The sequence below is a fragment of the Micromonospora chaiyaphumensis genome (assembly GCF_900091435.1).
GTDB classification, from domain to species: Bacteria; Actinomycetota; Actinomycetes; order Mycobacteriales; family Micromonosporaceae; genus Micromonospora; species Micromonospora chaiyaphumensis.
This window is the reverse complement of record NZ_FMCS01000010.1, coordinates 210,774-223,122: the sequence shown is the minus strand read 5'-3', so window position 1 is coordinate 223,122 and position 12,349 is coordinate 210,774. Positions and strand designations below refer to the sequence as shown.

General features: G+C 73.8%; 14 protein-coding genes and 2 tRNA genes. 12 read left to right on the top strand and 4 right to left on the bottom strand.

Going from position 1 to position 12,349, the window contains the following annotated elements; all coding sequences use genetic code 11:
• The first annotated feature begins 4 nt into the window (after nucleotides 1–4).
• From GA0070214_RS25195 to GA0070214_RS25170, 6 genes are all read left to right on the top strand, one after another.
• Complete coding sequence (locus GA0070214_RS25195; protein WP_091268854.1) at nucleotides 5–967, top strand: DUF58 domain-containing protein; 963 nt, start codon at nucleotides 5–7, stop codon at nucleotides 965–967.
• A complete protein-coding gene (locus GA0070214_RS25190; protein ID WP_091268852.1) occupies nucleotides 964–1,923 on the top strand; it encodes a VWA domain-containing protein in 960 nt (319 codons plus the stop codon). The genes GA0070214_RS25195 and GA0070214_RS25190 overlap by 4 nt, the downstream gene beginning before the upstream one ends.
• A 43-nt stretch (nucleotides 1,924–1,966) precedes the next feature.
• Complete coding sequence (locus GA0070214_RS25185; RefSeq protein ID WP_091268850.1) at nucleotides 1,967–2,827, top strand: S1C family serine protease; 861 nt, start codon at nucleotides 1,967–1,969, stop codon at nucleotides 2,825–2,827.
• A gap of 112 nt (nucleotides 2,828–2,939) precedes the next feature.
• Nucleotides 2,940–3,248: a hypothetical protein gene (locus GA0070214_RS25180; protein WP_091268848.1), complete on the top strand. Its 309-nt coding sequence runs from the start codon at nucleotides 2,940–2,942 to the stop codon at nucleotides 3,246–3,248.
• 9 nt (nucleotides 3,249–3,257) lie between these two features.
• A complete protein-coding gene (gene arfB, locus GA0070214_RS25175; RefSeq protein WP_091268846.1) occupies nucleotides 3,258–3,683 on the top strand; it encodes an alternative ribosome rescue aminoacyl-tRNA hydrolase ArfB in 426 nt (141 codons plus the stop codon).
• Nucleotides 3,684–3,741: 58 nt separating this feature from the next.
• Nucleotides 3,742–4,317: a GNAT family N-acetyltransferase gene (locus tag GA0070214_RS25170; protein WP_091268844.1), complete on the top strand. Its 576-nt coding sequence runs from the start codon at nucleotides 3,742–3,744 to the stop codon at nucleotides 4,315–4,317.
• A gap of 3 nt (nucleotides 4,318–4,320) precedes the next feature.
• On the opposite strand, the gene GA0070214_RS25165 is transcribed toward GA0070214_RS25170, so the two are convergent.
• Nucleotides 4,321–4,689: a hypothetical protein gene (locus GA0070214_RS25165; protein WP_091268841.1), complete on the bottom strand. Its 369-nt coding sequence runs from the start codon at nucleotides 4,687–4,689 to the stop codon at nucleotides 4,321–4,323.
• 108 nt (nucleotides 4,690–4,797) lie between these two features.
• Between GA0070214_RS25165 and sigJ the strand changes: the two genes are divergently transcribed.
• Nucleotides 4,798–5,715 carry an RNA polymerase sigma factor SigJ gene (gene sigJ, locus GA0070214_RS25160; protein WP_244167846.1) on the top strand — a complete coding sequence of 306 codons (918 nt, stop codon included), beginning with the start codon at nucleotides 4,798–4,800 and terminating at the stop codon, nucleotides 5,713–5,715.
• Between the two features lie 13 nt (nucleotides 5,716–5,728).
• Here the strand turns inward: sigJ and GA0070214_RS25155 are convergent, their stop codons facing one another.
• Nucleotides 5,729–6,625, bottom strand: coding sequence for a 3-methyladenine DNA glycosylase (locus GA0070214_RS25155; protein ID WP_244167845.1), 897 nt, complete (start codon nucleotides 6,623–6,625; stop codon nucleotides 5,729–5,731).
• 33 nt (nucleotides 6,626–6,658) lie between these two features.
• Nucleotides 6,659–8,023, bottom strand: coding sequence for a hypothetical protein (locus GA0070214_RS25150; protein WP_091268835.1), 1,365 nt, complete (start codon nucleotides 8,021–8,023; stop codon nucleotides 6,659–6,661).
• Between the two features lie 174 nt (nucleotides 8,024–8,197).
• Between GA0070214_RS25150 and GA0070214_RS25145 the strand changes: the two genes are divergently transcribed.
• From GA0070214_RS25145 to GA0070214_RS25135, 3 genes are all read left to right on the top strand, one after another.
• Complete coding sequence (locus GA0070214_RS25145; RefSeq protein WP_091268833.1) at nucleotides 8,198–9,001, top strand: fumarylacetoacetate hydrolase family protein; 804 nt, start codon at nucleotides 8,198–8,200, stop codon at nucleotides 8,999–9,001.
• A 108-nt stretch (nucleotides 9,002–9,109) separates the two neighbouring features.
• A tRNA-Gln gene (locus GA0070214_RS25140) sits at nucleotides 9,110–9,181 on the top strand.
• Between the two features lie 137 nt (nucleotides 9,182–9,318).
• Nucleotides 9,319–9,394 (top strand) — tRNA-Glu (locus GA0070214_RS25135).
• A 152-nt stretch (nucleotides 9,395–9,546) separates the two neighbouring features.
• Here the strand turns inward: GA0070214_RS25135 and GA0070214_RS25130 are convergent.
• Nucleotides 9,547–10,233, bottom strand: coding sequence for an IclR family transcriptional regulator (locus GA0070214_RS25130; RefSeq protein WP_013284529.1), 687 nt, complete (start codon nucleotides 10,231–10,233; stop codon nucleotides 9,547–9,549).
• Nucleotides 10,234–10,282: 49 nt separating this feature from the next.
• On the opposite strand from GA0070214_RS25130, the gene leuC reads away from it, so the two are divergent.
• Both leuC and leuD read left to right on the top strand, forming a co-directional pair.
• Nucleotides 10,283–11,725: a 3-isopropylmalate dehydratase large subunit gene (gene leuC / locus GA0070214_RS25125; RefSeq protein ID WP_091268831.1), complete on the top strand. Its 1,443-nt coding sequence runs from the start codon at nucleotides 10,283–10,285 to the stop codon at nucleotides 11,723–11,725.
• A gap of 15 nt (nucleotides 11,726–11,740) precedes the next feature.
• Complete coding sequence (gene leuD / locus GA0070214_RS25120) at nucleotides 11,741–12,328, top strand: 3-isopropylmalate dehydratase small subunit (protein WP_091268828.1); 588 nt, start codon at nucleotides 11,741–11,743, stop codon at nucleotides 12,326–12,328.
• Nucleotides 12,329–12,349 lie beyond the last annotated feature (21 nt).

The window sequence follows — 12,349 nt, the reverse complement described above, 5'->3', positions numbered from 1 at the left end:
CACCATGCCCGACCCCGGGCTGGCCGACCTGGCCCCCGACCAGCGGCTGCGCCGCCTGGAGCTGACCGTCACCCGGCGGCTCGACGGGCTGCTGCACGGGCAGTACCGCGGCCTGCTGCCCGGCCCCGGCAGCGAGGCGGCCGGCAGCCGCGAGTACCGCCCCGGCGAGGACGAGGTCCGCCGGATGGACTGGGCGGTGACCGCCCGGACCACCGTCCCGCACGTCCGCGAGGTCGACGCCGACCGCGAGCTGACCACCTGGCTGCTGGTCGACGCCAGCCCCAGCATGGAGTACGGCACGGCCACACTGGACAAACGGGAGCTGGCGGTGGCCGCCGTGGCGGCGGTCGGCTTCCTCACCGCCGGCGTCGGCAACCGGCTCGGCGGCCAGGTGCTCACCCCGGACGGGATCCGCCGGTTCCCGGCCCGCGGCGGGCGTACCCACCTGCTCGGGCTGCTCCGCGCCCTGCTGGGCGCGCCGCGCACCGACGGGCACCCGGTGACGCCGGGCCTGCACGACGGGCTGGACGGGCTCCAGCGGATGGCCACCCGGCGCGGGCTCGTGGTGATCGTCTCCGACTTCCTCGACGGGTGGCCCGACGAGCCGGACGCCGCCCCGGCCTGGGAGACCGTGCTGCGCCGGCTGGCCGTGCGGCACCAGGTGCTGGCGGTCGAGGTGACCGACCCGCGCGAGCTGGAGCTGCCGGACGTCGGGCTGGTCACCCTCGTCGACCCGGAGACCGGCCGCCGCCGCGAGGTGTGGACCGGCGACCCGGGCCTGCGCGAGCGGTACGCCCAGGCCGCCGCCGCCCAGCGCGACCAGGTGCGCGATGCGCTGCGCCGGTCCGGGGCCACGCATCTGGCGCTGCGTACCGACCGGGACTGGAGCGCCGACATCGTGCGGCACGTGCACGCCCAACGCCGGCTCGCCGCCGCGCCCGCCGCGGCCCGGGGAGGTGCGGCGTGACCTGGGAGTCGCCCGCCCGCCTCTGGCTCCTGCTCGGCGTCGCCGCGCTGGTCGTCGGCTACCTGGCCATGCAGCGCCGGCAGAGCCGGTACGCGGTGCGCTTCACCAACCTGCGGCTGCTGGACCGGGTCGCCCCGCAGCGGCCGGCCTGGCGCCGGCACGTCCCGGCGGGACTCTTCCTCGCGATGCTGGCGCTGCTGGTGGTCGGCTTCGCCCGGCCCAACGCCGAGGTACGGGTGCCCCGGGAACGGGCCACCGTCATGGTGGCGGTGGACGTCTCCACCTCGATGCTGGCCGGCGACGTCGACCCGGACCGGCTGACCGCCGCGAAGGAGGCCGCCCGCCGGTTCGTCGACGGGCTGCCCGACGAGTTCAACGTCGGGCTCGTCGCGTTCGCCGGCAGCGCGGCCGTGGTGGTGCCGCCGAGCACCGACCGGGAGGCCCTGGACGAGGGGGTCGAGCGGCTCGCCGAGGGCATCACCGGGGTGCAGGGCACCGCCATCGGCGAGGCCATCAGCACCTCGCTGGGCGCGGTCAAGAGCCTGGACGCCAAGGCCGCCAAGGACCCGCCGCCGGCACGGATCATCATCCTCTCCGACGGCGCGAACACGTCCGGGATGGATCCCATGGAGGCGGCCGGCCAGGCCGTGGCGGCCAAGGTGCCGGTGCACACCATCTCGTTCGGCACCCCGTCCGGGTCGGTGGACCGGGGCGGGCGGGCCATCCAGGTGCCGGTCGACGGGCAGACCCTCAAGGCGGTCGCCGAGGAGACCGGGGGCGGCTTCCACGAGGCGTCCACGAGCGCCGAACTGCGTGCCGTCTACGAGGACATCGGCACGTCGGTGGGCTACCGCAGGGAACGGCAGGACATCTCGGCCCGCTTCATCGGCCTCGGGCTGGTCCTCGCCATGGGGGCCGCCGCCGGATCGCTGCGGTGGTTCTCCCGGCTGCCCTGACCAGCAAGGACCGGACGACGCACGACACGTGAGGAGCCCAGGTATGGCAGTGCAGACCGGACTCGGCGAGCCGCGCGGCCCGTGGTTCGTCTCGCCGGAGCTGGACCCGGACGGGCGCGGGCGCTGGGACGTACCCGGATCGGAGCGGGACGCCGCACGGCACGGCTGGCGCCGCCGGCTGCTCAGCGCGGCGGCGGTGGTGGCCCTCTCCACCGTCTCCGGGGCGGCGGCCGGCACCTGGGCCGCGGACCGGGACGCGCCGGGCCCGTCCGCGGCCTCCGCGGCGCCGGTGCCGGCGGAGCTGGTCACGGCCGCCGAGAAGACCGTCCCCGGCGTGGTCTCGGTGCTGGTCGGCGGGGCGTCCGGCACGTCGGCCAGCGGCTCCGGCTTCGCCATCGACAACGAGCAGCACATCGTGACCAACGACCACATCCTCTCCCGGGGCGGCTCCGGACCGGTGACGGTGGAGACCTCCGACGGGCGCCGGTTCAGCGCCGAGGTGGTGGGGCGGGAGCCGGCCAGCGACCTGGCGGTGCTGAAGGTGCCGCCGTCGGCCCGGCTGTCGGCGCTGCCGCTGGCCAAGCCGAACTCGACCCGGGTGGGCGAGCCGGTGCTCGCGGTCGGCTCCCCGCTGGGCCTGGCCGGCACCGTCACGGCGGGTATCGTCAGCGCGCTCAACCGGCAGGTACGCATCGGCAACGGCCGGCACACCGCGGTCCAGACCGACGCCTCCATCAACCCGGGCAACTCCGGCGGGCCGCTGGTCAACGCGCGCGGCGAGGTGGTCGGGGTGAACACGGCCATCGCCACCATCGACGGCAACGGCTCCATCGGCATCGGGTTCGCCATCCCGATCGACCAGGTGCAGCAGACCGCCGACACCATCATCGGCCGGGGCGGCTGACCGGTCCGCAGGCCCTGACCTGCGCCGTCGGGAGGTGCCGGGAACTGTCGGATATCCGGCGTGGGACCATCGGGCCATAGAAATATTACGCTGAGTATGGATACTGGCGTGGGTGGAGCAAGCTGTCATCGCGGCCCTCCTCCTTGTGGGCCTGGTCATCGGCGCCGGTGTCGGCGCGTCGTACGCCCGCGCGCAGCGGGGCTGGAAGGACTACCAGACGATCCGGACCAGCGTGCCCGGCGCCCGGCGTACCGCCTGGGTGGCGATCCGGGCGGTGGTCACCAAGATCGGTGTGATCGCGCTGCTGCTGGTCGGGGCGGCGGCGTACGCGGCGGCCGGGTCGGACCACGAACGCGCGGATCCCGCGCCCACCCCGACCCCGACCGTGACCGCCACCCCGGGGCACCGTGCCGGGCGCTAGCCTCGGGGCGTGGACGACGGACTGCGGGTGACCGACCGGCTCGTGGTGCCCGATGCCGAGCTGCGGGAACGCTTCTCCCGCTCGTCCGGCCCGGGTGGTCAGGGGGTCAACACGACCGACTCCCGGGTGGAGCTGAGCTTCGACCTGGCCGGGTCGCCGAGCGTGCCCGAGGCGCTGCGCGTCCGCGCCCTGGACCGGCTCGCCAACCGGCTGGTCGACGGGGTGCTCACCGTCGCGGCCAGCGAGCACCGGGCGCAGCTGGCCAACCGCGAGGCGGCCCGCGAACGGATGGCCGCCCTGCTGCGCGAGGCGGTCGCGCCGCCGCCGAAGCCGCGCCGCCCCACCCGGCCGTCCCGGGCGGCCAAGGAGCGCCGGCTGGCCGAGAAGAAGCGGCAGTCCCAGCGCAAGCGCGACCGCCGCGTGGACGGCGACTGACCGCCACGTACCCGAAAAGGGTTTGAGCCGAGGATCAGCGGCCGCCCAGACTGCCCGGGTGCCGAGCGATTTCTCCGTCAAGCCCACCCTCACCGGCGACCGCGTGCTGCTGCGCCCGTTCGTCGACGACGACCTCGCGGCCTTCGAGGCGATCCTGGCCGACCCGGAGGTGGCCCGGCTCACCGGCAGCCCGCCGGGGGAGGGGCTCGAACCGGCCCGGCTGCGGGCCTGGTACGGCACCCGCAACAGCCAGCCGGACCGGCTCGACCTGGCCGTCGTGGACCGGGCCACCGGGGCCTGCGTGGGCGAGGTCGTCCTCAACGAGTGGGACCGGCACAACAACAGCTGCAACTTCCGTACCCTGATCGGCCCGGCCGGGCGGGACCGCGGGCTCGGCACCGAGGCGGTCCGGCTCGTCGTCGGGTACGGCTTCGAGCAGCTCGGCCTGCACCGCATCGGGCTGGAGGTGTTCGCCTTCAACCCGCGTGCCCGCCGGGTCTACGAGAAGGTCGGTTTCGTGGTCGAGGGCACGCTGCGGCAGGTCCTCCGCGACGGCGACGGCTGGGTGGACGCCGCCGTCATGTCGATTCTGGCCGACGAGTGGGCCGCGCACCGGGGCCACCCGCCCGTCTGACCCTCAGCGGCGGGCCAGCGCCAGCACACTCAGACCGAACATCAGGACACCCAGGGGCAGGTGGACCGCCGGGACGTGCGCGATGCCGAGCACGACCTGGACCGAGGCGAGCACGAGGAATGCCGAGGCGTGCCAGACCGGCCGGAGCGAGCCGCCGCCGGGCTTCCACGCGAGCACCGCCGCGAGCACGTACAGCATCGACGCCGCGTACATCACCCGGGCTCCGACGCTGTGCAGCGTCTCGCCGTATGACGAGGTCAGCAGTAGTCCGGCGGAGACCGCCTGAACGAAGATGGTCAGGGTCTGCAGGGCGATCGCGAGCTGCAGGAACGAGGAGCTGCGCCGTGCGTTCGCCGTCACCTGGGTGGCCATGTCACGGTCCCCTTTCCGCCCTCGGGGCAGTAGATCGTTAAGGTCTCACCAGCCCGACGACACGGGCCGGCGAAAGGTAAGGCGAAGGCGGCCGGAAGCATGGGAACTGTGAGGACCCGCACAGAGGAGATAGCCGGCGAGCGACGCCAGCTGATCAACGTCGCCTACCGGTTGCTCGGTTCGGTGAGCGAGGCCGAGGACGCCGTGCAGGACGCCTACGCACGCTGGTACGGGCTGCCCCCGAGCCGGCAGGAGGAGATCCGGTCACCGGGCGCCTGGCTGACCACGGTGACCAGCCGGATCTGCCTGGACGTGCTCGGCTCGGCGCGGGCCCGCCGGGAACGCTACGTCGGCGCGTGGCTGCCCGAGCCGCTGCCCGACCGCACCGAGTGGGACCACGCGGGCGGCGCCGACCGCACCGGCCCCGCGGACCCCGCGGACCCCGCGGACCAGATCGTCCTGGACGAGTCGGTGTCCATGGCCCTCCTCGTCGTCCTGGAGTCGACGACGCCCGCCGAGCGGGTGGCGTTCGTCCTGCACGAGGTCTTCCGGTACCCGTTCGCCGAGATCGCCGACGTTCTCGGCCGGACCCCGGCGGCCTGCAAGCAACTGGCGGCCTCCGCCCGCCGGCGGGTGAGCGCCGCGCGCGCCCCGGTGCCGGCGACCGGCCAGGCCGAGGTGGTGCGGCACGTCCGGAAGGCCTGGGAGGCCAGGGACATCGCCACCCTCGTCGGTCTCCTGAACCCGGCCGCCGTGATGACCGCCGACGGCGGCGGCGTGGTCGGTGCCGTCCTGCAGCCGGTCGAGGGGGCGGCACGCATCGCCCGGTACCTGGTCGCCATCGCCGAGATGGCCCCGGGGCTCGAACTCCTGGAGCGGTCGGTCAACGGTGTGCCGGGGCTGGTGGCCCAGCGTGCCGGGGTCGTCGTGACGGTGGCCTCGTTCGACGTCTCCGACGGGCGCGTCAGCCGGATCTGGGCGGTGCGCAACCCGGAGAAGCTGCGGCCGTGGGCGCGGGAGGGCTAGCCTCGCGCGGCCGTCACACCCCGGCCCGTGCCGGTGTCTCCGCCGGATCCAGCAGGGTTGCGCAGACCTCGATCAGTCGGGCCCGGAGGCTGCCGGCACGCTCCGCGAACTCGCGTTGACGTGCGACGTACTCCGCCTTGCCCTCCGGAGTCTCGATCGCCACGGGCCGCTCACCGTACGAGGAGAAGTCGTACGGGGACGCCTGCATGTCGAGCAGCCGGATGTCCCTCGCCAGCGCGAAGCAGTCGAGCGCCAGCTCGCCCGGAACGGCGGGCCCCAGCTTGGTCGCCCACTTGTGGCAGTCCATCGAGGCGTGGAGGCAGCCCGGCTGGTCCAGCTCCACCTGGCTCTCTCTCGTGGGACGCAGCCGGTTGAGGCCGACCGCGTCCGGGGTGAAGAACCGGAACGCGTCGAAGTGCGTGCAGCGGATCTGGTGCGACTCGACCACCGCGTCGGTGCCCTCCTGGCCGAGCCGCAGGGGGAGCGGGTGCCGGTGCTCACGTTGCCGGTACACCATCGCCCACTCGTGCAGGCCGAAGCAGCCAGTGAAGGCCGGGCGCGACGCGATCGAGGACAACAGCCGGTGGATGAAGCGCACCGACTCCGCCCGGTCGGTGAGGAACGCCACGGCGTCGAGGCGCACGCCCCCGTCCGCGTCCGTGGCGTACCAACGCCACGTCCGGTGCGGTGCGGGCCCGTCCGGACCGGGCTCCAGCGTGACCCCGACGCCGGGGTGCCACCGCCGCAGCACGGACGGCCTGGTGCCGTAGTAGTCGTAGAGGAAGTCGTCGATCGCGTGGCGTTCCCTCGCCGCCCTGCGGGCACGGTGCCCCGCCGTGAGGGAGTCGGCGCGCTCCTCGTGGGCCCGCAGGCGCGCGAGCCAGGTGGCGGGGGCGAGGGCGGCGGTCACGGACCCCAGGGTACGGCCGCCGCCCGCCCCCGGTCACCGCACGTTCACCCGCACCCCGGCCGAGAAGACGCCGCTACGCAGCTCCAACTGCTTCGGCGGGTCGTCGCCGTGCACGGTGAACACCAGCGGCAGCAGCACCCGGGAGCCTGCGGCGACCGGCTGGGCGAAGACGTCCCGCCCGAGGTTCGCCACCCGGGTGGCGCTCTCGTCGGTGGCCACCCAGTTGCCCCCGGTCAGGTACGCCCGCTGCAACTGCCCGTGCCAGGTCTGCTCGCCGCCGGTGAGATTGCGCACCCCGACCGTGGCCAGGCACTGCCGACCGCCGCCCGGTGCCGCCGGTAGCGTGCCCACGCCGCAGGACACCCGGTAGACGGTGAACTCGAACGCGGTCTCGCGCAGCGGGACGCCGAGCGCACCCGTGACGCTGTTGCCCACCCAGGCGCCGCTGGTCGGCTGCTTCGTGGTGTCCATGGCGGCGACCCGCTGGGTGGCCGTCCACGCCGCCGCGCCCACCACGCCGGCCAGCACCGCTGCCGCGACCCCGACCACCAGCCAGATCGGCGGCCGCCGGCGGCGCCCGGCGAGGGCGGGCATGGCCGGACGCGGGTAGACGGTCCCCTGCTCCGCCGGGCCGCCCACGCCACCGGCGACCGGCGGGACGCCGGTGGCCGCCGGGGCCCGGCCCGGCCGCGTGCGCCGGCGGCGCCACGCCCACCACAGCACCCCACCGGCCACGACCAGGAGCGCGGCCAGCGCGGCCAGCAGCACCGGCGGGCGGCGCCAGGCCGGTGCCGCCGCGGTCACCTGCGCCGCCGGGACCCTGGACCCCGTCCAGGTCGCCGTGGCGCAGTCGTACGGCCGGGTGCCGTCGGTGCCGTAGGCGCAGGTCGGCGCGGTCACCGACCGGTCCGGAGCGGCCGTGCTGAGCGCGGTGTTCAGCGTGGTGGTGCTCCGCCCCGGCAGCCGCAGCCGCCAGGTCACCTCGTTGGCGGTGGCCGAGCCGATGGGGTGGTTGGCCCGGCCGCCGCCGGTCACCGCGGTCGCCCGGGATCCGGCCGGCAGCTCCTGCCGGACGGTCGTCTCCACCGGCGTCGGCCCGGCGTTGCGCACCTGGATCCGGTATCCCGGTGCCGGGGTGCCGGCCGCCGCCACCGCCACGGTGACCGGTGGCGTGCTGAGCCGGATCGGCGCCGGCTTCGTGGTCGGCACGGCCGGTGGCGCCGCCGGCATCCCGGTCGGGATCGGGGTGGCCCGGGCCGCCGCGGCCGGCGGAGCCGCCGGTTGCGGGGGCGCGGCCTCCGCCCGGTGCGCCGCGGGCAGCGCCGGCACGGCCGCGATGATGCCGAGGCAGTTCACGAGCACTGCCAGGGTCCTGTGGTGTCGTCTCGATGCAGGCATACGAACGAACCTCCGGCCCCGAAGCTATGGGCCCGGGCCCGCCGGGCGGGTACGAAGTCCGCAATCCCGCCCCGGCGGGCGCGGGCCGGCGTACCCTGGCGCGCCGCCCGCCAACGGGGAGCGGGTGGCCGCGTCCGGCGTGGCCCGCCCCGCCCGCGGGGATAGATTGGCCGGGTGCGTATCGCTCGTTTCGCTCATGCCAAGGGAATGTCGTTCGGGGTCGTCGAGGGCGAGTCGGAGGCCGGGCCGCAGGGCCTGACCATCGCCGAGATCGAGGGCCACCCGTTCGGGCAGATCCAGTTCTCCGGCGCCCGCTGGGCGCTCTCCGACGTCCGGCTGCTCTCGCCGATCCTGCCCAGCAAGGTGGTCTGCGTGGGCCGCAACTACGCCGAACACGCCGCCGAGCACGGCAGCGAGGTGCCCAAGGAGCCGCTGCTCTTCCTCAAGCCGTCCACCTCGGTGATCGGCCCCCGCGACGCCATCCGGCTGCCGATCTTCTCCAAGCAGGTCGAGCACGAGGCGGAACTGGCCGTGGTGATCGGCGCCCCCGGCGCCCGCCGTGCCGACCGGGCCGCCGCCGAGCGGGCCATCTTCGGCTACACCTGTGCCAACGACGTCACGGCGCGGGACCTCCAGCGCTCCGACGGGCAGTGGACCCGGGCCAAGGGCTTCGACTCGTTCTGCCCGATCGGTCCCTGGATCACCACCGGGCTGGACGTCACCGACCTTGAGGTCCGCTGTGAGGTGGGCCGCAACCCGGAGGAGATGGAGGTGCGCCAACTCGGCCGCACCAAGGACATGGTCTTCGACGTGCCGGCCCTGGTGTCGTACATCTCCCACGTCATGACGTTGCTCCCCGGTGACGTGGTGCTGACCGGCACGCCGGCCGGGGTTAGCCCGCTCACCGACGGGGATACGGTCACCGTGCGGATCGAGGGGATCGGCGAACTCACCAACCCGGTGGTGCCGGTCGCCTGATGCGTCCGACGCCCTCGTTTCCGCAGTTGAGGGGCGGTTCGAGGGGGTTGGATTTGGCCTGTCGGCACCGGGAGGGTAAAGTTCATTCCTGGCGCCGCAAGGGGCCAATGGGGTATGGGGTAATTGGCAGCCCGACTGATTCTGGTTCAGTTAGTCTAGGTTCGAGTCCTGGTACCCCAGCGCAGCCGCGGATTCGCGAGAATCCCGGACGCTGGATTCTGGCGGAGTTCCGCTCCGCTCCTCGCCAGAGGAGCGGCAGATGATCTCTGATAGAGTGCAGCTTCCCCGCCCGCGAGGGCGCGGAAGCATGAAGTTCTGGCCCCGTCGTCTAGCGGCCCAGGACGCCGCCCTCTCAAGGCGGTAGCGCCGGTTCGAATCCGGTCGGGGCTACCACAGGAAACGGCCCGTCTCGCTACGCGAGACGGGCCGTTCACCGTCCGGCCCTCACTCTGCCCCTCACTCCGTCGATCATGAAGTTAGCGGCGGTCTCGATCTCTCTGACTGCCGCCAACCTCATGATCAACGAGGTTCAGGGGTGGGCGGGGTTACAGGCCGGAGAGGCGTTGGCCGGCTCGGACCACCGCCATGGCGTGGCGTTCGCCGGGGCGGCGGCCCAGGCGTTCGATCGGGCCGGAGATGCTGATGGCGGCGATGACCCGGCCCGTGCGGTCGCGGATCGGGGCCGAGACGCTCGCCACACCGGCCTCCCGCTCGGCGACGCTCTGCGCCCAGCCGCGCCGGCGTACCTCGGCGAGGGTGCGGCCCGTGAACTTCGACCGGGGCAGCAGCGGCATGACCGCCTCGGGCGGCTCCCAGGCGAGCAGGATCTGCGCCGCCGAGCCGGCCGTCATGGGCAGCACCGAGCCGACCGGCACGGTGTCCCGCAGGCCGCTGGCCCGCTCGGCCGCGGCCACGCAGATCCGCTCGTCGGCGCGGCGCAGGTAGAGCTGGGCGCTCTCACCGGTGGCGTCGCGCAGCGCGGCGAGCAGCGGCTCGGCCGCGGTCAGCAGCACGTCCGGTGCGGCGTTGGCCAGCTCGCCGAGCCGGGGGCCCGGGCGCCAGCGCCCCTGGGTGTCCCGGACCAGCATCCGGTGGATCTCCAGGGCCTGTGCCAGCCGGTGTGCGGTGGCCCGGGGCAGCTTGGTGCGTTCAACGAGTTCGGCCAGGCTGGCGCCGTCGACGCAGGCGGCCAGGATGACCACCGCCTTGTCGAGAACGCCGACACCGCTCATACTGTGTCCCACAAGCCGAAATTTACCTCCCAGAATTTAGGATGTCCAGATGGTGGGAGTCACTCAACCGAGGACCCTGGCCGAGAAGGTCTGGGACGCGCACGTCGTCCGCTCCGCCGACGGCGAGCCGGACCTGCTCTTCATCGACCTGCACCTGCTCCACGAGGTCACCAGCCCGCAGGCCTTCGACGGGCTGCGCCTGGCCGGCCGCCCGGTCCGCCGCACGGACCTCACGGTCGCGACCGAGGACCACAACACCCCGACCGGGTACGACGACCCGGCGTTCCGCTCCCGGCGCGGCGACCTGCTCACGATCGCGGACCCCACCTCCCGCACCCAGATCGAGACGCTGCGCCGCAACTGCGCCGAGTTCGGGGTGCGGCTGCACCCGCTCGGTGACGAGAACCAGGGCATCGTGCACGTCATCGGCCCCCAGCTCGGCCTCACCCAGCCGGGCATGACGATCGTCTGCGGCGACTCGCACACCGCCACCCACGGCGCGTTCGGTGCGCTCGCCTTCGGCATCGGCACCAGTGAGGTCGAGCACGTGCTGGCCACCCAGACGCTGCCGCAGGCCCGCCCGAAGACCATGGCCGTGAACGTCACCGGCCAGCTCGCCCCGGGGGTGACCGCCAAGGACCTGGTGCTCGCCCTCATCGCCCAGGTGGGCACGGGCGGCGGCCGCGGCCACATCGTGGAGTACCGCGGCGAGGCGATCCGGAACCTCTCCATGGAGGGCCGGATGACCATCGCCAACATGTCCATCGAGTGGGGCGCCAAGGCCGGCATGATCGCGCCGGACGAGACCACCTTCGCGTACCTCAAGGGGCGGCCCAACGCGCCGCAGGGGGCCGACTGGGACGCGGCGGTGGCCCACTGGCGGACGCTGCCCACCGACGAGGGCGCGACCTTCGACACCGAGGTGACCCTGGACGCCAGCCGGATCACGCCGTTCGTCACCTGGGGCACCAACCCGGGGCAGGGCGTGCCGCTGGGCGCGACCGTGCCGGACCCGGAGGAGTTCGTCACCGAGCCGGAGCGGGTCGCCGCACGCCGCGCCCTGGAGTACATGGACCTCACGCCCGGCACCGCCCTGCGGGACCTGGCCGTGGACGTGGTCTTCGTCGGCTCCTGCACCAACGGCCGACTGGAGGACCTGCGCGCCGCCGCCGACGTGCTGCGCGGTCAGCGGGTCGCCGACGGCGTACGCATGCTGGTGGTGCCCGGCTCGGCCGCGGTCCGCGAGGCGGCCGAGGCGGAGGGGCTGGACAAGGTCTTCACCGACGCCGGCGCCGAGTGGCGCTTCGCCGGCTGCTCCATGTGTCTGGGTATGAACCCGGACACGCTGAAGCCCGGTGAGCGCTCCGCCTCGACCTCCAACCGCAACTTCGAGGGCCGCCAGGGCCGGGGTGGGCGTACGCACCTGGTGTCCCCGCCCGTCGCCGCCGCCACCGCCGTGGTCGGCCGGCTGGCCGCCCCCGCCGACCTGTAGAAGGGCAGCCGAGCCATGGACAAGTTCACCACCCACACCGGCACCGCCGTGCCCCTGCGGCGCTCCAACGTGGACACCGATCAGATCATCCCCGCCGTGTACCTCAAGCGGGTGACCCGCACCGGTTTCGCCGACGGTCTGTTCAACGCGTGGCGGGAGGACCCCTCATTCGTCCTCAACGATCCCGCCTATTCGGGTGCGTCGATTCTGATCGCCGGTCCCGAGTTCGGCACCGGATCCTCCCGGGAGCACGCCGTCTGGGCGCTGCGGGACTGGGGCTTCCGGGCCGTGATCGCGCCCCGCTTCGGCGACATCTTCCGCGGCAACGCGCTCAAGGAAGGTCTCCTTCCGGTCGAGTTGGAATTGAAAGCCGTGGAAGAACTGTGGGATCTCGTGGAATCCGAGCCGAGCACCCCCATCACGGTCGACCTCACCGCCCGCCAGGTTCACGCCGGTGACGCCACCTGGGCGTTCCCGCTGGACGACCACAGCCGTTGGCGGCTCATGGAGGGCTTGGATGACATTGGACTCACCCTCCGGCACGAGGCCGAGATCAGCGCCTACGAGGCGTCCCGGCCGTCGTTCCTGCCCTCGGTCGCCTGATCGCAGATAGCTTTTCGCCCC

Bases quoted from the DNA above. Each gene is read 5' to 3' on its own strand.
- GA0070214_RS25195 (WP_091268854.1), top strand. From the start codon at position 5: ATGCCCGACCCCGGGCTGGCCGACCTGGCCCCCGACCAGCGGCTGCGC.
- GA0070214_RS25185 (WP_091268850.1), top strand. From the start codon at position 1,967: ATGGCAGTGCAGACCGGACTCGGCGAGCCGCGCGGCCCGTGGTTCGTC.
- GA0070214_RS25165 (WP_091268841.1), bottom strand. From the start codon at position 4,689: ATGGCCACCCAGGTGACGGCGAACGCACGGCGCAGCTCCTCGTTCCTG.
- GA0070214_RS25150 (WP_091268835.1), bottom strand. From the start codon at position 8,023: ATGCCTGCATCGAGACGACACCACAGGACCCTGGCAGTGCTCGTGAAC.
- GA0070214_RS25130 (WP_013284529.1), bottom strand. From the start codon at position 10,233: ATGAGCGGTGTCGGCGTTCTCGACAAGGCGGTGGTCATCCTGGCCGCC.
- leuC (WP_091268831.1), top strand. From the start codon at position 10,283: ATGGTGGGAGTCACTCAACCGAGGACCCTGGCCGAGAAGGTCTGGGAC.
- leuD (WP_091268828.1), top strand. From the start codon at position 11,741: ATGGACAAGTTCACCACCCACACCGGCACCGCCGTGCCCCTGCGGCGC.